A 19,565-nucleotide genomic window follows, 5' to 3' on the forward strand; every position below is an offset into this window, starting at 1 on the left:
ATGTATACCCTAAGTGACTAGGATACAGCGGGTGATGCAGGATTAACCTTGCATCTGCTTCTCTTTGATCTCTGCAAGCGTTTTACAGTCGATACAAAGGTCAGCGGTAGGACGAGCTTCTAGACGACGGATGCCAATCTCGACGCCACAAGATTCGCAAAAGCCAAAATCATCTTCTTCGATCTTGTTTAGCGTTTTCTCAATCTTTTTGATCAAGCGACGCTCACGGTCACGGTTGCGAAGTTCTAGACTAAATTCTTCTTCTTGTGAGGCGCGGTCAACGGGATCAGGGAAATTCGCGGCTTCGTCCTGCATGTGGTGCACAGTGCGATCAACTTCTTCCCTGAGCTGGTTACGCCAAGCTGTCAAAATTTTTGTAAAATGAGCCATTTGCTCAGGTGACATGTACTCTTCACCTGCTTTTTCTTGGTATGGCTCAACCCCTGCAATGGCTAGGATGCCTAGCGCTTTTTTCTTTGATTCTGGCATGCAGCATCTCCTACTAACACCTAGTCAACTGCGCTCTGCAGTTAATTTTAAGGCGGGTATCTATAGCAAAAAGAATCAACCGAGGCAAATACTAGAGATGAAACTTACAATCAATGTGAAGGCGACATCATTTTTTGCCCCTAGCACCGAAAATTGAGCGGCTCTACTAGTGCTATCTCATCCTCGTTGAGCGTGGCCTTGTAGCACAAGACTTCCACCCCGTTTTCTATTGCTGTTTTGAGTAATTGTGAATAATCGGCGTCTATATGGTGGGCAGGAGAGACTTTTTCAATACCTGAATGTAAAACGGTGAATAAAAGTACCGCTCTGCTTCCACTTTGTGCCATCTCGGTCAGTTCTCTTAGGTGCTTTTGACCACGTGTTGTTACGGCGTCAGGAAAGTAACCTTGTCCCTTTTGCTGATTCTGCGCTTCATCCAACAGGGTGACACTTTTCACTTCTATATAGCAGTTTGGTTTGGATTGTGCAGAGAGCAAGATATCAATCCGACTATTTTCACTGCCATACTTCTGCTCAGTTTGAAGTCGCTCATAGCCTTGCAGCTCTTTGATGGTGCCATTTTCAATCGCTTCGACAGCCAATGCGTTGGCGCGCGCGGTGTTAATACAGATGCGATGCTGCTGCGCGGTTTGAGTTAGCTCCCAACTGTTGGGGTACTTGCGTTTTGGGTTGTCTGAGGTCGAATACCACACCGGATTACCCGGCGTGGCGCAACCTGTCATTGCTCCTGTGTTGGCGCAGTGAATGGTCCGCTCACTGCCATCGGGCAGGGTGACGTCGGCGAGAAAGCGTTTATAGCGCTGGATGAGTGTGGCGCGTTGCAAAGAGGGGGAAAACTTCATAACTAAGACTTAACAGAGTGAGAGAGTTAGGATCAGTACTGTTTTTATGTACAATTGAGCTCTCAATTAGAGCATAAGGTTTCTCCATTGTCACAACTGCCGATTCAAGACGTGATGCCCGAGCTTCTCGCAGGCGTCGCGCATCACGCTCAACTGATCCTCAAAGCGGCGCCGGGTGCCGGTAAATCGACCTACTTTCCACTGCAACTGCTCAACGCAGGCATTGTGCAGGGAAAAATCATCATGCTTGAGCCCAGACGCTTGGCGGTGAGAAATATCGCGCACTATTTGGCGAAGCAGTGTGGGGAGCGGGTTGGACAAACCGTCGGCTATCGGATGCGCGGTGAGAGTAAAGTCAGCCAAGCGACACAGCTTGAAATCGTCACCGAGGGTATCTTAACGCGCATGATCCAGTCCGATCCTGAGCTGAGCGGTGTTGATATGATCATCTTTGATGAGTTTCATGAGCGCAGCTTACACGCCGACACCGCGTTGACGTTCTGCCTTGAGATTCAGCAAGCGCTGCGCGATGACTTAAAGCTGGTGGTGATGTCGGCGACGCTCGACCAGCGAGCGCTGCAAACCATCATGCCTGACGCGGCGTATGTGGCATCGCACGGGCGCAGCTACCCGATTGAGTATCGCTACCAGCCCCTTAAGCCGAATCAAGGGCTAGAAGAGGCGATGGCGAAGCAGATCCGCCACTTGATGGCGACCGAGTCTGGTTCGTTGCTGGCGTTTCTCCCTGGTGTTGCTGCTATCCGGCGCGTGGCGCAGCGTCTTGAAGATTTGGGCGAGGGTATCCTCGTCTGCCCTTTATATGGTCAGCTCAGTTTTAACGAGCAGCAAGCGGCGATCGCACCGGCGCCGCAACGTAAGGTGGTTCTGGCGACCAATATTGCTGAAACCTCATTGACCATTGAAGGCATTCGTCTAGTCGTCGACAGCGGCGTCGAGCGCATTGCCAAGTGTGATAGCCGCACAGGCATTACTAAATTGGAGCAAGTCCGCATTGCCAAATCCTCTGCTGAGCAGCGCGCGGGTCGTGCAGGGCGTATTGAGCCCGGACTGTGCGTACGACTGTATAGTGAAAGTCAACTGAGTCAGCAGCCAGATGTGCCCGCGCCAGAGATGCAGCATGCCGATCTCTCCGCTCTTGCGATGGAGCTGGCGCAGTGGGGAACACAAGACAGCGATGAGCTGACCTGGCTGACCCCGCCACCCAAAGTCGCGTTGGCGCAGGCGCGTCAATTGCTACGATCACTCGGTCTACTCAACGAGCAGGCATTATTAACCGCACAAGGTCAGCGCGCCTGTGCACTTGGATTGGAGCCGAGACTGGCGGCGATGTTACTCCACAGCGACGAGCAGCGCTGGCAGCAAAGCGCCGTATGGGTAGCGGCGTTACTGGAAGAGCCAGAGCGTCACACGCTCGATTTTCGCACCAGCGTTTGGCGTTTACGCCAAGGCCAACACAGCAAGCAAAAAGTGGTCAGTGCGCGCGCGGCGGCGCTAGCGAAGATGCTCGCCATCACAGCGCCATTGGCGGCGTTAGATGATGCCCTTGTTCCGGTCGCTCTGGCCTGTGCCTATCCTGAACGCATTGCGCAGCAACGCAGCAGCGGCGCCGGTACCTTCTTGCTCGCCAATGGTCATGGCGCAGAGCTTGATGACAGCGAACCGCTCGCCGATGCGCCGTATTTGGTGGTGATTGACTTACTACGCAGCCAATCGGACGCGTCACGTATTCACCTTGCGCAAGCCTGTGATGTCTCGGTGCTTGAGCAGCGTTGTCCGTCGTTATTTACTGATCATGACTGGGTTGATTGGAATGAGAAAAAAGGCCGCTTAGTCGCCGAGAAACAGAAGAAGCTCGGCGCGCTCGTGGTGTCTCGAACCGCAATGGCAACGCCAGATAAAGAAAAAATGACACAAGCTTTACTGAGCTATGTACGTCGTAAAGGCTTGTCTGTATTAGAGTGGTCTGATCGCGCGCGTGACACGTTAGAGCGTATTCGCTGCGCTGCGCAGTGGCTGCCAGAGCACGATTGGCCAGATTGCTCTGAGGATGGCTTATTGGCGGCTCTAGAGCACTGGCTAGAGCCGTATATGAATCAGGTCACGTCGGTCGAGCAGTTGGCATCGATATCGATAGAGCAAGCGCTGCTGGCCTATTTGGGCTGGCCGTTAAATCAGCAGTTGGACGAGTGGCTGCCTACGCACTACACGCTGCCAACGGGCACACGAGCGCGGATTCGTTATCAAGATGGACAAGAGCCCGTGCTGTCGGTTCGAATTCAAGAAGTGTATGGCGAGCAGACGTCGCCATGCATTGCCGACGGTCGCAAAACCTTAGTATTGGAGCTGCTCTCTCCGGCGCGCAGACCGTTGCAGATCACCCGAGATCTCGCAGGGTTCTGGGCAGGCAGCTACGTGGAAGTACAAAAAGAGATGAAGGGGCGCTACCCCAAACACGTTTGGCCGGATGATCCTGCCAATCATGTGGCAACGACGAAAACCAAAAAACACCTGTCGTCATAGTGATTAGGGTAAAGGAAAGAATGAGTAAAAAGAGAACAACAGAGAGTGGAGATAATCAGGGACGTCGCCGTAAGCCTCGCGCAACCAAGCCCTCTGGCAAACGTGTGAGAAAGCCCGCTAAACCCACTCCCTCAAAGCGTCCATGGTTGAAAACCCTATGGGGCCTAACATGGAAGCTCGCCTTGGCTGGGTTTGCCTTACTACTTGTGGTGGGCATCTATCTCGATAGCTTGGTTAAACAGAAATTTGAAGGTCAGCTGTTCTCTTTGCCTACGGTGGTGTATGCGCGTATTTTGCATCTCGCGCCGGGTGACAACATTTCGATTCAAGAAGTACGTAATGAGCTGGATGTGCTCAATTATCGCAAAGTGCGTCACCCTCAATACCCGGGTGAGTATTCCTCTTCTTCGAGCAAGATTGAGCTGATTCGTCGGCCTTTTGAGTTCTCTGATGGCCCAGAGCCTGACCGCCACGTCATGCTGCATTTTGATGCGTCAAGCCTGCAAAGGATCCAATCGTTAGAAAAGCCGGGGGAGTTAGGCTACTTGCGTATTGAGCCGAAAATGCTGGGTATGCTTGAAAAAAATCAAGATGAACAACGACTGTTTATCAAGCGGGTCGATTTTCCGGAAGTGATGATCGACGCGCTGCTCGCAACAGAAGACCGGCACTTTTATCAGCATGATGGAGTGTCACCATTGGCGATCGCGCGTGCTTTGGTGGCCAACGTGAAAGCGGGGCGGACCGTGCAAGGCGGCAGCACTCTGACGCAGCAGTTAGCCAAAAACCTCTTTTTATCGAGCGATCGCACCTTATGGCGCAAAATGAGAGAGGCTTACATCGCCCTGATTCTCGATTATCGCTACAGCAAAGACCGCATTTTGGAAGCGTACCTCAATGAAGTCTACTTAGGTCAAAGCCGCGGTGAAGCGATTCATGGCTTTGGTTTGGCGTCGCGTTTTTATTTCGGCCAACCGATTCAAGAGCTGAGAATTGATCAACTGGCGTTGTTGGTCGGCATGGTGAAAGGCCCTTCGTATTACAACCCACAACGCTACCCTGAGCGGGCGAAAGAGCGTCGAGATCTGGTGCTGCGCTTAATGATGCAACAAGGCACGTTGACGGCGAGCGAGTTTGATGCTGCTGCCAGCCGCCCACTGGATTTACAAGCAACGCCACAAATTGCCAGTCGTCAGCCCGCTTATTTTCAGCAAGTGAGTATTGAGCTCAAAGAGAAACTTGGAGAGCGTTTCCAAGGCGACAGCGGCCTGCGCGTATTTACCTCACTTGACCCTGTCTCGCAGCATCAATTGGAACGCGCCGTGGCCTCTAAGGTAACGCAACTGGCAACCGTGGCGGGCGATGAATTAGAGGGCGCAGCGGTGGCGGTGGATCGACACACCGGCGAAATTCGCGCGATGGTCGGTGGCAAACGCACCGGCTTTGATGGCTTTAACCGAGCCTTGAACGCGAAGCGGCAAATTGGCTCATTGGCAAAACCTGCGGTCTATTTGGCGGCGCTCAATCAGCCGGAAAAATACACCTTAGCCACCACGCTGCATGACAAGCCGATTACGCTCAAGGGCAGTCAAGGTAACGTCTGGTCGCCGCGCAATTACGACCGAGAATATCGCGGTGATGTGCCGCTCTATCTGGCGCTGGCCAAATCGCTCAATGTGCCGACGGTGGAGCTAGGTATGCAAGTGGGCATAGAGAAGGTCATCAACACCTTTGAGCAGCTTGGCGTGCCACGTGAAGAGATTCGCCCGGTGCCTTCGATGTTCTTAGGCTCATTCAGTCTCACCCCGTTTCAGGTGGCGCAAATGTACCAAACCTTAACCAACTCGGGCCGATACGCGAAGCTCTCTGCGCTGCGTTCGGTGTTAAACATTGAAGGGCAGGTGCTGTATGAGTCCCTGCCTAGCGCGTCACAGCGCGTCGATCAACAAGCGGCCTGGCTGACCACTTATGCAATGAAAATCGGCGTTACCGAAGGCACTGGCCGCTATCTCAATAGTCAGTTTTCTCAAGCGGCGCTGGCGGGAAAAACCGGTACCAGTAATGATACGCGTGACAGTTGGTTTGTCGGTGTTGATGGGCGAGAGGTGACCACGATTTGGCTTGGCCGAGACGACAATACACCGACCAAACTGACGGGGTCGAGCGGCGCATTACGTGTCTATGCCGATTACTTATCACAGCGTATTCCGCAGCCATTGAGTCTGCCATGGCCCCAAGGCATCACGACACTAGGTTTTGCTGGGCGAGAGTCGGGCAGCTTGGCGCTGGATTGTCGTAACGACTTTAGGTTGCCCGTATGGGATAACACAGGTCAGCTCAAACAACAGTGTGATAAAGCGTCGGCATCCTGGATCAATCGACTCTTTGACTGGTAAGGTCAGATGGGTTTGTGTATATAATCCGAAATCATTGGTTTTGAAAGGAATTCAAACGTGAAAAAAACGCTTCGCTCCTTGCGCGGTTTTAGCTATCTATGCGCTTTTTTAGGCGGGTGGCCACTCATGGCGACAGCACAGTCAGGACCATCGCTGCTTGATACCGATGTGCCAGCTATTGAGCGCCCTAAAATTGCTGTGGTGCTGGCGGGCGGCGGCGCCAAAGGTGCGGCGCACATTGGGGTGTTGAAAGCGCTTGAAGAGCTGAAAATTCCAGTCGACTACATTACCGGCACCAGTATGGGCGCCTATGTAGGCGGCCTGTATGCTACAGGGATGAGCGCGGATGAAATCGAGAGTTTTCTTTACAGCGTCAATTGGAACTCTGGCTTTGTTGATAAAGTGCCGCGCAGTGAGCGTCGTGTGCGAGATAAAGAGTACGAAGACCGCTACCAACTGACGACCGATTTTGGCCTCGGGATTGGTGAGCTCAGAGCCGCCAAAGGCGTCGTGCAAGGGCAGAGTATGCTGCGTATCTTGCGCGAAACCACAGGCAATCTTCCTCCTTTTACCAGCTTTGATGAACTGGCGATCCCCTATCGTTCGGTGGCGACCGACATCATTCAATTAGAACCTGTCATCTTAAGCAGTGGCTATTTGACCGATGCCATGATGGCGAGCATGTCTGTCCCTGGTGCGCTGCCACCGTATGAAGTGGATGGCAAAATGTTGGTCGATGGCGGGGTGACCAACAATATGCCGGTCGAACTCGCTCGAGCACTCGGCGCGGACATCATTATCGCGGTGGACATCAGTTCGGATTATCGCGCCGAAGAGGAATTTACCAACTTATTTACCGTCGCTTCGCAGTTGTCTAATTATCTTGTAAAGCGCAGTACCCGAGAGCAGACGAGCTTTCTTGCTGAGGGCGATGTCCTTCTGAAACCTGAGGTGGGTCGCTATGGCACCACCGATTTCTCCATCATGCCTGAAGCGTATGTCAAAGGTTATGAGGTCGCCCATGCAGCAAAGGAGCAATTGCAGGCGTTGTCGGTGTCTTCCGCTGAGTACCAACACTATGTGGAGAAAAAACAGCAAGCACGAGCCAAACTCACTTATGTCGATGAGGTGGTGATTGACCGATTGGAGGTGAGCAATAACAGCCCATTCTCCGATGAGGTAATAGCGCAGCGATTGAATCTTGAAAGCGGCGAGCAGTATTCGACTGAAACCTTGGAGCAGAGCATACGCGATCTCTATGTGTTGGATCGGTTTGAGTTGGTGACCTACCAGTTTGATCAGCAAGATGATGACAACGTGCTGCGCGTGAACATCAAAGAGAAATCTTGGGGGCCGAATTTTGTCGACTTTCGTTTTTTCCTTGAAGATGACTTTCAGACCAAAAGCCAGTACTCGATTGGTGTCTCCACCAACTTCACCGGCTTGACGGAGCAAGGAGCCGAGCTAAGAACCAATGTCGAACTGGGCACAGACAAGCTGTTGGAGTTTGATCTCTATTCACCGATCCTCTCCTCTCAAACACTGTTTGGTAACGCGATTGTCAGTTACAAGGAACAGACGCGCAACCTGCCGTTTGATGCCGATGGAGAGTTCGAATTCATTACCGATCCTACCTTAGAGACAACCGAGAATTACCTGCCGGTGAACTATGCCCAGTGGATTGGGGAGCTGGCGATGGGTTATCAGAGCAACTTATGGAGCCAATTTAAGGTGGGCGGGCGCTATACCCACGGTGAAGTGGAAGCGTCGACCTTCTCCTTGTTTGGCACTGGCCGCTATGAGCGCCTGGGTCTGTTTGCCAACTACCGCATTGATACTTTGGACAACTTTGCCCTACCAAACAAGGGAGTTTACCTCGATCTAGGATTCCTAGTTTCTGATGATAGCTCGCAAGACAGTTTGTCGGACATCGATGATACCGTGTACGAAACCACCGTGCGTTGGATAGGTGCGCACAGCTTTGGCCGTCATACTTTAGTGGGAAACTTTGATGGCGCGCTAGTGGAGAGCAAAAAGTCCCAGTTGCTGGTGGATCCTAAACAGTTAGGCGGCTTTCTAAACCTCTCCGGCATCCCGAAAAACAGTCTGGTTGGGCAAAACAAACTCTATGGTAATGCTACTTATCGCTACCGTTGGTTTGATAACGATTTTGGCCTCTTCAGCTCGCCCTTCTACGTCGGCGCGTCATTGGAATATGGCGGTGTGTGGTCAGATCCGGATACAGAAATCAGCCAAGCGCCGATGTATCAAGCAGCCTCGGTTTTTGCGGGGATTGACTCGCCAGTTGGACCGGTGATGTTTGGTTATGGCCGTACTGAACAAAACTACGACTCGTTTTATCTCATCATCGGCAGTTCGTTTAAATAGTGGGATCGAGTCGATATAAATTGTTGTACGGTTTATAGGGTGAATGTGCTTATACTGCATGAAAAAGCATAGAACTTTAGTCTCAAGTTGCTATGTTGGTCAAAATGATGAGATTTTAATTTAACGTTAAATTTGCTATTCTACCGCCCACAGTTTGGCCTCTCTGGCATGATTATTCGATGTTTGGTATCGCACCAATTGAATGACAATATGGCATGGAGCGCCAAGTTTCCAAGGATGTTCACTCCCTTCTTTTCTGAATAAATAGCAATAAAGGGGAGGAACCGCAATGAGAGGAAAAAGTCGTGCTTGAAGCCTATCGTAAACACGTCGAAGAGCGTGCTGCTGAAGGAGTTGTACCTAAACCATTGGATGCCGAGCAAGTTGCCAGCCTAGTGGAACTTCTGAAAAATCCCCCTCAAGGTGAAGAAGCGTTTATTCTTGACCTTCTGGAAAACCGAATCCCACCGGGTGTTGATGAAGCGGCTTACGTCAAAGCTGGTTTCCTAACGGCTGTGGCGAAAGGCGAGGTCTCTTCTCCGCTGGTTAGCCGCGAAAAAGCCGCGCAGCTCCTTGGTACTATGCAAGGTGGCTACAACATCGCGCCGCTGGTTGAGTTCCTTGATGATGAGACTCTAGCCCCCATCGCGGTCAAAGCCTTGTCTCATACACTACTGATGTTTGATGCGTTCTACGACGTGGAAGAAAAAGCCAAAGCCGGCAACAGCTTTGCACAGCAAGTGATGCAATCATGGGCGGATGCAGAGTGGTTTACTGCCAAGAAGAAAGTCGCAGAAAAGATCACGGTTAAAGTGTTTAAAGTGACCGGTGAGACGAACACCGATGACTTATCCCCAGCTCCAGATGCTTGGTCGCGCCCTGATATTCCTGTTCACGCGAAAGCGATGCTGAAAATGGAGCGTGAAGGCATCAACCCAGATCAACCTGGTAGTGTTGGCCCTATCACGCAACTCGAAGAGTTGAAAAAAGACGGCATCCCACTCGCTTACGTGGGTGATGTTGTGGGCACCGGTTCTTCGCGTAAATCCGCGACCAACTCAGTGCTGTGGTTTATGGGCGAAGATATCCCATACGTACCTAATAAACGCACCGGCGGTATCTGCTTGGGTGGCAAAATTGCCCCTATCTTCTACAACACCATGGAAGATTCAGGCGCGCTACCGATTGAATTGAACGTACAACAGATGAATATGGGCGATGTGATCGACATCTTCCCGTACGAAGGTGTGGTACGTAAAGATGGCGAAGAGATTTCTCGTTTCGAGCTGAGCAAAGTGCTGCTTGATGAAGTGCGAGCGGGTGGCCGTATTCCTCTTATTATCGGTCGTGGCTTAACCAGTCGCGCGCGCGCATCGCTCGGTCTTGAAGAGACCGATCTCTTTGCAAAACCCGTTGACCCATCATCGTCAACTAAGGGCTTTACTCTGGCTCAGAAAATGGTCGGTAAAGCGTGTGGCGTTGAAGGTGTCCGCGCAGGTCAATACTGTGAACCTAAGATGACCACGGTCGGCTCGCAAGATACGACGGGCCCAATGACGCGTGATGAGTTGAAAGACTTGGCGTGTCTTGGTTTCTCCGCAGACCTTGTTATGCAGTCATTCTGTCATACCTCTGCGTATCCAAAACCGGTGGATGTGAATACTCACCATACCTTGCCAGACTTCATTATGAACCGTGGCGGTGTCTCTTTGCGCCCTGGTGACGGTGTTATCCACTCTTGGTTAAACCGCATGTTGCTGCCAGATACCGTAGGTACAGGTGGTGACTCGCATACTCGTTTCCCTCTTGGCATTTCTTTCCCTGCCGGTTCTGGCTTGGTGGCGTTTGCCGCAGCGACGGGTGTGATGCCATTGGATATGCCTGAGTCTATCTTGGTGCGCTTCAAAGGCGAGATGCAGCCGGGTATCACCTTGCGTGATTTGGTGCATGCGATCCCTTACTATGCGATTCAACAAGGTCTATTGACGGTTGAAAAATCAGGTAAGATCAATGAGTTCTCAGGTCGCGTACTTGAGATTGAAGGGGTGGAGCACTTAACGGTTGAGCAAGCGTTTGAGCTCTCTGATGCCTCAGCAGAGCGCAGTGCAGCAGGCTGTACGGTCAAGCTCTCTCAAGCGTCAATTGAAGAGTACCTCAACTCAAACATCACCATGTTGAAGTGGATGATCTCCGAAGGTTACGGCGATCGCCGCACCATCGAGCGTCGCATTACAGCGATGCAAGAGTGGTTGGCTAACCCTGAACTAATGGAAGCCGACGCGGACGCGGAGTACGCGCACGTGATTGAGATTGATCTTGCCGAGATCAACGAACCTATCTTGTGTGCGCCAAACGATCCGGATGATGCGCGCCTACTTTCTCAAGTGCAAGGCACTGAGATTGACGAAGTCTTCATTGGCTCGTGCATGACCAACATTGGTCACTTCCGTGCAGCAGGTAAATTGCTTGAGCAATATGGTGGTACCTTGAATACACGTCTCTGGGTAGCGCCGCCAACCAAGATGGACCGCGATCAATTGACCGAAGAAGGCTATTACGGCATCTACGGCCGTGCGGGTGTGCGTATTGAAACCCCAGGGTGTTCACTCTGTATGGGTAACCAAGCGCGCGTAGCGGATAAAGCGACGGTCATGTCGACCTCAACGCGTAACTTCCCGAACCGTTTAGGTACCGGCGCGAATGTGTTCCTCTCTTCCGCTGAGCTCGCGGCAGTGGGCGCTATCATAGGCCGCATCCCTACTAAAGAAGAGTATCTTGAGTACGCGGCGAAGATCAATGCGACCGCGGCGGATACCTATCGCTACTTGAACTTCCACAAGATGGAACAGTACACCAAGAAAGCGGATACCGTGATCTTCCAAGAACCAGCGTAATCACGCTCTAGCGAATATGACAGATCAGCGTCTGCTTCGGCAGGCGCTTTTTTTATCTCTGTTTTTTAGGCTCACGGTGTCGATTTTTAGAGTGTCTGAGGCCGATTTTAGGTATAGTGCGCGCCTTTTCTTCACGACTTTTTCTGGGTAGGTGGTTCAATTATGGAATTTGAATTTATTAAGAATACCTTACTGGGTGACGTCTACGTAAGATCCAGTATGGGGCATGAGGTCTTTGGTCGCTGGCTTCAGGAAGAAATTGGTCAAGACCCCGTCAAACTCGAGAGCATTGATCAGTTGCTAGCCAGTGCGAAAGCTGCGCCTCAGCAAGAGTGCATTTTAGAAGGCCGAGAAATTTCTCTGACAGTTCAAGGTGATGAAGTGTTAGTGGAAGAGAACAGCTTAAAGCATGACTTTGACCTTGGCGCGGAAAGTGAGTTTGAGTTGTATGAGAGCGAGAGCCGTGCAAGCTGCGGTTTGGAAGATTTCGAACAACTGCTCGACCAGTGGAAATCCTTTCTTCGTACAATGTAATGCACCCTATTGGTGAATGAATTCACGGATGCTCTGTTTTTGGGAAGTGCGCGCACCTTTATGGTGCGCGTTTTTCGTTCTACAGGATGGAAATTTAATGTAATTTTATATTTATCAATGGTTTAAAAACTTGGCACGCACCTTGGATTATAGAAAAGCAAAAGGATGACTGCTTCAGAGAGGATGCGATGAAACTTATTAATGCGATTATCAAACCGTTCAAATTAGATGATGTTCGAGAGGCGTTAGCCGATGTGGGCATCGAGGGGATGACTGTATCAGAGGTGAAAGGCTTTGGTCGTCAAAAAGGCCATACAGAACTTTACCGTGGTGCAGAATATCAAGTCGATTTTCTACCCAAAGTAAAACTAGAGATCGCCACTCAGGCTGAAAACGTTGACCGCGTTATCGAAGCCATCACGAAAGCGGCGCACACCGGAAAAATTGGTGACGGTAAGATTTTTGTCTACGACCTAAGTCAAGCAGTGCGTATTCGTACTGGTGAGACGGATGTTGAGGCACTTTAAGAATTCAAAGGACTGGAGATAAACACGATGGAATTATCAACAACAGTAACAGAGTTACGTTACGCACTAGACACCTTTTTCTTCCTCATTTCAGGTGCGTTAGTTATGTGGATGGCAGCGGGTTTTGCGATGCTGGAAGCGGGTCTAGTACGTTCAAAGAACACCACTGAAATCCTAACCAAAAACTTCTGCCTATACGCTATCGCTTGTACCATGTACTTGGTGGTTGGCTACAACATTATGTACGTCGACAACGGCGAAGGCGGTTGGCTACCATCAATCGGTGCGCTGATTGGTACGCAAGGTGAAGGTGCAGACCACTCCCTTGAGTCTGACTTCTTCTTCCAAGTTGTGTTCGTGGCGACGGCGATGTCGGTTGTCTCTGGCGCAGTGGCTGAGCGTATGAAGCTATGGGCTTTCTTGATTTTCGCTGTCGTACTTACAGCCTTCATCTACCCAGTCGAAGGTTACTGGACTTGGGGCGGTGGCTTCCTATCTGAAGCGGGCTTTAGCGACTTTGCAGGCTCTGGTATTGTTCACATGGCAGGCGCAGCAGCAGCATTGGCAGGCGTACTTCTTCTTGGTGCACGTAAAGGTAAATACGGCAAAAACGGTGAAATCTACCCAATTCCTGGTTCAAACATGCCATTGGCAACGTTGGGTACCTTCATCCTATGGTTCGGTTGGTTCGGCTTCAACGGTGGTTCACAGTTGATGGTATCAGATTTCGAGAACGCAACAGCGGTTGGTCAAATCTTCCTAAACACCAATGCCGCAGCCGCAGCAGGTGCCATTGCAGCGCTGTTTGTTTGTAAAACCACTTGGGGTAAAGCAGACCTGACTATGATTCTTAACGGTGCGTTGGCGGGCTTGGTAGCTATCACCGCAGACCCACTGTCACCATCACCACTTTACTCTGTGGCTATCGGTGCGGTATCAGGTGCATTGGTTGTGTTTAGCATCATCGGTCTAGACAAACTTAAGATTGACGATCCAGTGGGTGCTATCTCTGTTCACGGTGTGTGTGGCTTCTTCGGCCTGATGGTTGTGCCACTAAGCAACGGTGACGCTTCATTCGGTGCACAGCTTCTTGGTGCTGCAGTGATCTTCGCTTGGGTATTCGGTGCAAGCCTAGTGGTCTGGGGTATCTTGAAAGCAACAATGGGTATCCGAGTCTCTGAAGACGAAGAGATGGAAGGTATGGACATGCACGACTGTGGTGTTGGTGCTTACCCAGAGTTCGTGACTGTGAAATAAATCACTTTTTAATACAAAGTATGAAGCCCACACTCAGTGTGGGCTTTTTTGATCTAAGCTTCAGGGGCTGAGTAAAAGCACCATAGATACGCTCTGGCTTTTGAGACTGAGTTGATACAAAATTAATCAATATTTGGTTAGGTGTGATACAAGTTGTTACAAATAAAGGGGTTTAAAATCAGCCGTTAACCCGCCTGTATTGCTTATTGATGGATTGTTTTCTAAAGTTTGTTGAATATAATAAACTTATTGATAAACATTATCATTACCATATAAATCTAAAGGATTGACTCGATGAAAAAACTGCTGACTCTTTCTGCATTAGCCTGTGCAACTGTTGCCCCAACCGCGGCTCTCGCTGCAGAAGAAGTAAATGTCTACTCTTACCGCCAGCCTTTCCTTGTTGAGCCGATGTTCAACGAATTTACCAAAGAAACCGGTATCAAAGTAAACGTCAAGTTTGCGAAAACAGGGATCGCAGAAAAGCTCGCTCAGGAAGGAGAGTACAGCCCAGCAGACGTCGTGCTCACTGTTGACATCAGCCGCTTAGCTGAGCTTACCGACAAAGGTCTGGTGCAAGCGGTAAACAGTGACGTGCTTGAGAGCAACATTCCTGCTCAATACCAAGATGAAAATAACGAATGGTTTGCTCTGACGACACGTACTCGCAGCGTTTACTCTTCGCGCGACCGCGTAGGCAAATTGGGTGAAGACTTCACTTACGCCGATTTAGCCAAGCCAGAGTTCAAAGGCAAAATCTGTACACGTAGCGGTAAGCACCCATACAACGTATCACTGATCTCCTCTATGATTGCTCATGAAGGCGAAGCTGCGACCAAAGCTTGGTTGGAAGGGGTGAAAGCGAACCTAGCACGTAAACCGCAAGGTAATGACCGTGCACAAGTGAAAGCCATTAAAGAAGGTTTGTGTGACGTGTCGCTAGGTAACAGCTACTACCTAGGCGCAATGGTTAACGATCCAGAGCAGAAAGCGTGGGCTGACGCGGTGTACATCAACTTCCCGAACCAAAGCACCACAGGTACACACGTGAATATCTCAGGTATGGCGATGGCGAAATACGCGCCTAACAAAGAGAACGCAGTGAAGCTGATGGAATTCCTTGCGGATGACGTCGCGCAAGAGATGTACGCAGAAGTGAACTACGAATACCCAGTAAAAGCGGGTGTAAAACGTTCAGAGCTCGTGGCTTCTTGGGGTGACTTTAAAGCCGATACTCTCTCGCTAGATGAGATCGCCGATCACCACGAAGCAGCAGTGAAACTGCTTGATGAAGTGAAGTTTGATCTGTAATTCTTCTCATTCAGACCATTAATTAAAGACAACCTCAAGTCTCGCTTTTCTTTGCCGAGCTTGAGGTTGTTTGCTTATAAGGGTATAAATACACCTATACGGTTAAAGGATATGAGATGTATTTGCAACTGCATCTATCCCTCATACAGCCTGATGATAAATAGGCAATGAAAGAAAAATATTATTCATGGAAAACCAGCAGTGGAGCGCTTGCTTTGTTGCTGGTTTTACCGATCTTAGCGATATTCTACACCGCCATCGGCGAGACAGATGACCTCTTTGGCCATCTGATGTCGACTGTTCTCCCAACCTACACATACAACACTGTGCTGCTAGCACTGGGAACCATGGCGTTTTCTCTGCTTTTTGGTGTGCCGAGCGCGTGGCTGATGGCGATGTGTCGCTTGCCCAGTGAGCGAGTATTACAGTGGGCATTGGTCTTACCGCTGGCTATGCCTGCCTATATTGTTGGATACATCTTTACCGATTGGTTTGATTTTGCTGGCCCGGTGCAGGTGTGGCTGCGTGGCGTCACTGGCTGGGGACCGGGTGAGTACTGGTTTCCTGATATTCGCACCCTAAGCGGTGCGGTGGTGGTACTGTCGTTGGTGCTTTACCCCTACGTGTATCTGCTGTGCCGCGCTGCGTTTATGGAACAGAATGTGTCGCTGTTGCAATCGGCGCGCTTATTAAAGTGCTCCCCTTGGGAGAGCTTTCGCCGCATCTCATTGCCACTGGCACGCCCAGCGATGGCAGTGGGGTTGTCGCTGGTTGCGATGGAGACCATCGGTGATTTTGGTACGGTCAGCTATTTCGCGGTCAATACGTTGACCACCGCGGTGTATGACACTTGGTTAGGCTACTCAAGCTTAACCGCCGCAGCAAAAATTTCCGCCATCATGTTGGTGATTGTGATCCTGCTGCTTAGCGCGGAACGCTACAGCCGACGCAAACAAAAGCTCTTTCAGCAGCAGTTTAATAGCCGTGAAGATTTTCGTTATGTGCTAATGGGTTGGAAGAAGTGGCTAGCCCTGGTTTGGTGTTGGGGTTTGGTTTGTATCGCTTTTCTTTTCCCGTTGGGTCAACTGCTGATGTATGCCTACACCTACTTCTCACAAAGCTGGACCGCAGAGTTTCGCCAATTTGCGCTGAATAGTCTCTATGTTTCTATTTCCGCTGCGTTGATTGGTGTGGCGATCGCTTTGGTACTCAACTTCTGTCAGCGTATTACACCGAGTAAGACCAGCGTCAGTTTTATGCGCCTCTCTTCACTGGGCTATGCGGTGCCGGGCACAGTATTGGCCATTGGTATCATGGTGCCTGTACTCAGTCTCGATCATTTGGTTAATGATGTCGCTAAATGGATGGAGTGGGGACGCCCAGGGTTGATTTTCTCTGGTTCTATGTTTGCAGTTATCTTCGCCATGGTGGTGCGTTTTTCAGCGGTGGCGATTGGCAGCATTGAAAGCAGTTTGAGTAAAGTGTCGCCCTCACTGGATATGGCGTCGCGCACCATGGGGTGCAGCGTCAATCAGATGGTGTGGCGGGTTCACTTCCCACTGGTACGTCGCGGCGCTTTGATTGCGGGCCTGTTGGTGTTTATTGAGTCGATGAAAGAGCTCAACGCCGCTCTTTTGCTCCGCCCATTCAACTTCGAAACCTTGGCGACTTACGTCTACAATTTTGCCTCCGATGAGAAATTGGAGTTGGCGGCGCTACCCGCCGTATTATTGGTTCTCGTTGGCCTTATTCCTTTAGTTCTGATCAACCGTTCACTGGAGCACACACACTGATGAGTTGCGCGCTATCTATTGAAAACCTCACTTGTAAATATGACGACCAGACCACGGTACTCGAGTCGTTATCTTTGCGGGTCGAGCATGGTGAAATTGTCTGTCTACTTGGCGCCAGTGGTTGTGGGAAAACGACGTTGCTTAAAGCGATTGCCGGTCTGCTTCCGCTCAGTTCTGGCACCATGAGTCTCAATTGCAACGTGATTGATAATGGCGAGCACTGGTTGCCGCCAGAGCAGCGCAACATCGGTATGATTTTCCAAGATTACGCGCTGTTTCCCCATCTGACGGTAGAACAAAACATTGCCTTTGGTTTGACCGCTCTCTCAACGCAAGACAAACATCAGCGCGTGGAAGAGATGCTGGAATTGGTGCATCTCAGTGGTTATGGCGATCGCTACCCGCATCAGCTGTCGGGTGGTCAACAGCAACGCGTGGCCATTGCTCGCTCTTTGGCGTACAAGCCAGACTTGCTCTTGCTTGATGAGCCGTTCTCTAACATCGATACCCAAGTGCGCCATGAGCTGATTGGTGAAATTCGCAAGATTTTCAAAAAGCAGGGCGTCACGGCGATATTCGTCACCCATAGCCGCGAAGAGGCCTTTGCCTTTGCAGATAAAATGGCGGTGATGAACCACGGCGTTATTGAGCAATACGGGACGGCAGGCGAGCTTTACTACCAACCGTCGAGTAAATTTGTGGCGGATTTCTTGGGCGGCGGCAGTTACATCAAAGCCAAGCGCATCTCATCGTCTGAGTTCGAAACCGAACTCGGTGTGATTGAAGCGACCGCGCAACATGAGATCTCTCAAGGCGGCGAATGTGAATTGTTACTTCGTCCACAACATGTCCAGATCAGTGCGACTCAAGAGAGCAGTATCTCGGTGTTAGAGCAGCAGTTTATGGGCGATCACTGCCGTTATGTCATCAATGCGGGTGGTAATCTCTTGCTCGCCAGCTCCCCTGAGCCGTTGATGATTGGCCAACATGTGTCTGTCAAAGTGGATACCCAAGGTGTATTGGCGTTCTAGTCTAGAGCGGACATTCCGACAAAAAAATGCCCGGTATAGTACCGGGCAAATCTTCTTCACCTATAGGGTGGACCCAAGATGGATCGCGATGAAGCCTAGAGTTTGAGGAAGGTTTTCATTTGCAGCACCACTTTTTCAGCCGTGGCTTGGTCTGCCATCTCAGCAAAAATTCGCAGTAGAGGCTCAGTGCCAGAGAAACGTGCGATGACCCATCCACCATTTTTAAACACCACTTTCGCGCCATCTTCGTAGCTGACTTTGTCGATGTCATACTCAAATTCAGGCAGTTGCTTCTCGACGTAGAGGCGATCATACAGTGCCTGTTTTTGTGCCGCTTTAAACGTACAATCTCCTTCTGCGGTATAGGCGTAACCGTAGCGTGAATAGATTTCACCAAGCAGTTCGGAGAGTTTTTTTCCAGTAACGGAGATCATCTCCACCAATAAGCTGGATGCAAATACCCCATCTTTGCCCTTGATGTGACCACGGATGGTCAAGCCGCCTGAGCTCTCTCCGCCGATCAGTGCATCGTGCGCTTCCATCTTGGAGCTGATGTGTTTAAAGCCTACCGGGACTTCATAACACGCTTCACCATGATCTGCGGCGATCTTATCGAGCAGGTGAGTGGTCGCGATGTTACGCACCACCGCACCTTTCCAGCCCTTGTACTCAAGTAGGTAGTAATAGAGCAGCATCAGCACTTCGTTGGGGTGAATAAAATGACCTTTTTCATCAATGATGCCTAAACGGTCGGCATCCCCATCGGTACCAATACCAATGTCGTAGCCCTCTGCTGCCACCAGATGTTTGAGGCGATATAAGGTTGCAGCGCTAGGTGAGGGCATCAGTCCGCCAAAATCGGGGTTCTTGCCATCGTGAATCACGTCCACATCGCAGCGCCCGTTAATCAAAACGGTTTGCAAAGCGTTCTTCGCGACCCCAAACATCGGGTCGATGAGAACGCGTAAGTTGGCTTTTTTAATAGCTTCAATGTCGATGAAATCGATAATGGAATCGACAAACTCGTTCATTGGATTAATGAGCTTAATACGCTGGGTATCAAGTGCCTGCTCAAATTCCATGCTCAACACATCGTTTTGGCTGAGAGTTTCAATTTGCGCTTCGATCTTTTGTGTGATCACTTCATCGGCGTCGCGGCCACCTTCGATGAACACCTTGATACCGTTATAATCCGCTGGGTTGTGCGAGGCGGTTATGCACGCCGAGTAGGCGCAATTCATCTGCTTGGCCTTGAACATCACGATAGGGGTGGGGACGAATTTGTCGATAAAACTCACGCGGATCCCGTTCGCTGCAAGTACTTCAGCAAACCAGCGGCCCGCTTTATCGGAGAGAAAGCGGCGGTCATAACCAATCACGAATCCGCGGTCGCTGACCTGTTCGTGATTGATGATATTGGCCAGCGCTTGGGCAACAAGGCGCACGTTGTCTTTTGTGAACGCTTCACCAATAAATGCACGCCAACCGCCGGTGCCAAATTTAATTGCTGAACTCATAGTTGTTTTCCTTTCTATCAAGCC

13 protein-coding genes are annotated in these 19,565 nt (G+C 50.5%); 10 read left to right on the forward strand and 3 right to left on the reverse strand.

The genetic code is table 11. The features are described from left to right. Positions 1–42: 42 nt before the first annotated feature. Both dksA and sfsA read right to left on the reverse strand, forming a co-directional pair. The gene (dksA, locus tag AC6R03_RS15100; RefSeq protein WP_500630129.1) at positions 43–489 is read right to left on the reverse strand and encodes an RNA polymerase-binding protein DksA; all 447 of its coding nucleotides are present in this window, start codon (positions 487–489) and stop codon (positions 43–45) included. A gap of 140 nt (positions 490–629) precedes the next feature. Further along, positions 630–1,352 carry a DNA/RNA nuclease SfsA gene (gene sfsA / locus AC6R03_RS15105; RefSeq protein ID WP_487902106.1) on the reverse strand — a complete coding sequence of 241 codons (723 nt, stop codon included), beginning with the start codon at positions 1,350–1,352 and terminating at the stop codon, positions 630–632. 114 nt (positions 1,353–1,466) lie between these two features. Here sfsA and hrpB point away from each other — a divergent pair, with 114 nt between their 5' ends. The 10 genes from hrpB to AC6R03_RS15155 all read left to right on the forward strand — a co-directional run bounded on the left by hrpB (position 1,467) and on the right by AC6R03_RS15155 (position 18,024). Further along, a complete protein-coding gene (gene hrpB / locus AC6R03_RS15110; RefSeq protein ID WP_500630141.1) occupies positions 1,467–3,893 on the forward strand; it encodes an ATP-dependent helicase HrpB in 2,427 nt (808 codons plus the stop codon). A gap of 20 nt (positions 3,894–3,913) precedes the next feature. Next, a complete protein-coding gene (gene mrcB, locus AC6R03_RS15115; protein WP_500630128.1) occupies positions 3,914–6,289 on the forward strand; it encodes a penicillin-binding protein 1B in 2,376 nt (791 codons plus the stop codon). A 126-nt stretch (positions 6,290–6,415) separates the two neighbouring features. Next, positions 6,416–8,677: a patatin-like phospholipase family protein gene (locus tag AC6R03_RS15120; RefSeq protein ID WP_500630127.1), complete on the forward strand. Its 2,262-nt coding sequence runs from the start codon at positions 6,416–6,418 to the stop codon at positions 8,675–8,677. Between the two features lie 305 nt (positions 8,678–8,982). Next, on the forward strand, positions 8,983–11,571 hold the full coding sequence (gene acnB / locus AC6R03_RS15125; protein WP_500629318.1) for a bifunctional aconitate hydratase 2/2-methylisocitrate dehydratase: 2,589 nt from the start codon (positions 8,983–8,985) through the stop codon (positions 11,569–11,571). 162 nt (positions 11,572–11,733) lie between these two features. Further along, positions 11,734–12,105, forward strand: a complete 372-nt coding sequence (locus AC6R03_RS15130; RefSeq protein WP_500630126.1) for a YacL family protein — start codon at positions 11,734–11,736, stop codon at positions 12,103–12,105. A gap of 188 nt (positions 12,106–12,293) precedes the next feature. Next, positions 12,294–12,632 (forward strand): P-II family nitrogen regulator, encoded by a 339-nt coding sequence (gene glnK / locus AC6R03_RS15135; RefSeq protein WP_334553954.1) that lies wholly within the window; start codon positions 12,294–12,296, stop codon positions 12,630–12,632. A gap of 27 nt (positions 12,633–12,659) precedes the next feature. Continuing rightward, positions 12,660–13,889, forward strand: a complete 1,230-nt coding sequence (locus AC6R03_RS15140) for an ammonium transporter (protein WP_334553955.1) — start codon at positions 12,660–12,662, stop codon at positions 13,887–13,889. Between the two features lie 294 nt (positions 13,890–14,183). After that, positions 14,184–15,200, forward strand: coding sequence for a Fe(3+) ABC transporter substrate-binding protein (locus AC6R03_RS15145; RefSeq protein WP_500629319.1), 1,017 nt, complete (start codon positions 14,184–14,186; stop codon positions 15,198–15,200). A gap of 167 nt (positions 15,201–15,367) precedes the next feature. Further along, on the forward strand, positions 15,368–16,993 hold the full coding sequence (locus AC6R03_RS15150; RefSeq protein ID WP_500630125.1) for an ABC transporter permease: 1,626 nt from the start codon (positions 15,368–15,370) through the stop codon (positions 16,991–16,993). Continuing rightward, complete coding sequence (locus AC6R03_RS15155; protein ID WP_500630124.1) at positions 16,993–18,024, forward strand: ABC transporter ATP-binding protein; 1,032 nt, start codon at positions 16,993–16,995, stop codon at positions 18,022–18,024. The genes AC6R03_RS15150 and AC6R03_RS15155 overlap by 1 nt, the downstream gene beginning before the upstream one ends. Positions 18,025–18,119: 95 nt before the next feature. Here the strand turns inward: AC6R03_RS15155 and AC6R03_RS15160 are convergent, their stop codons facing one another. After that, the gene (locus tag AC6R03_RS15160; protein ID WP_500630123.1) at positions 18,120–19,541 is read right to left on the reverse strand and encodes a phosphoglucomutase/phosphomannomutase family protein; all 1,422 of its coding nucleotides are present in this window, start codon (positions 19,539–19,541) and stop codon (positions 18,120–18,122) included. Positions 19,542–19,565: the final 24 nt, after the last annotated feature.

The organism is Vibrio sp. R10-SG-ISO4 (genome assembly GCF_059834135.1).

Excerpts from the sequence above, each read along its gene's own strand:
- mrcB (WP_500630128.1), top strand. The coding sequence starts at position 3,914 with ATGAGTAAAAAGAGAACAACAGAGAGTGGAGATAATCAGGGACGTCGC.
- glnK (WP_334553954.1), top strand. The coding sequence starts at position 12,294 with ATGAAACTTATTAATGCGATTATCAAACCGTTCAAATTAGATGATGTT.
- AC6R03_RS15150 (WP_500630125.1), top strand. The coding sequence starts at position 15,368 with ATGAAAGAAAAATATTATTCATGGAAAACCAGCAGTGGAGCGCTTGCT.
- dksA (WP_500630129.1), bottom strand. The coding sequence starts at position 489 with ATGCCAGAATCAAAGAAAAAAGCGCTAGGCATCCTAGCCATTGCAGGG.
- AC6R03_RS15155 (WP_500630124.1), top strand. The coding sequence starts at position 16,993 with ATGAGTTGCGCGCTATCTATTGAAAACCTCACTTGTAAATATGACGAC.
- AC6R03_RS15145 (WP_500629319.1), top strand. The coding sequence starts at position 14,184 with ATGAAAAAACTGCTGACTCTTTCTGCATTAGCCTGTGCAACTGTTGCC.
- AC6R03_RS15120 (WP_500630127.1), top strand. The coding sequence starts at position 6,416 with ATGGCGACAGCACAGTCAGGACCATCGCTGCTTGATACCGATGTGCCA.
- sfsA (WP_487902106.1), bottom strand. The coding sequence starts at position 1,352 with ATGAAGTTTTCCCCCTCTTTGCAACGCGCCACACTCATCCAGCGCTAT.
- hrpB (WP_500630141.1), top strand. The coding sequence starts at position 1,467 with ATGCCCGAGCTTCTCGCAGGCGTCGCGCATCACGCTCAACTGATCCTC.
- AC6R03_RS15130 (WP_500630126.1), top strand. The coding sequence starts at position 11,734 with ATGGAATTTGAATTTATTAAGAATACCTTACTGGGTGACGTCTACGTA.
- AC6R03_RS15160 (WP_500630123.1), bottom strand. The coding sequence starts at position 19,541 with ATGAGTTCAGCAATTAAATTTGGCACCGGCGGTTGGCGTGCATTTATT.
- AC6R03_RS15140 (WP_334553955.1), top strand. The coding sequence starts at position 12,660 with ATGGAATTATCAACAACAGTAACAGAGTTACGTTACGCACTAGACACC.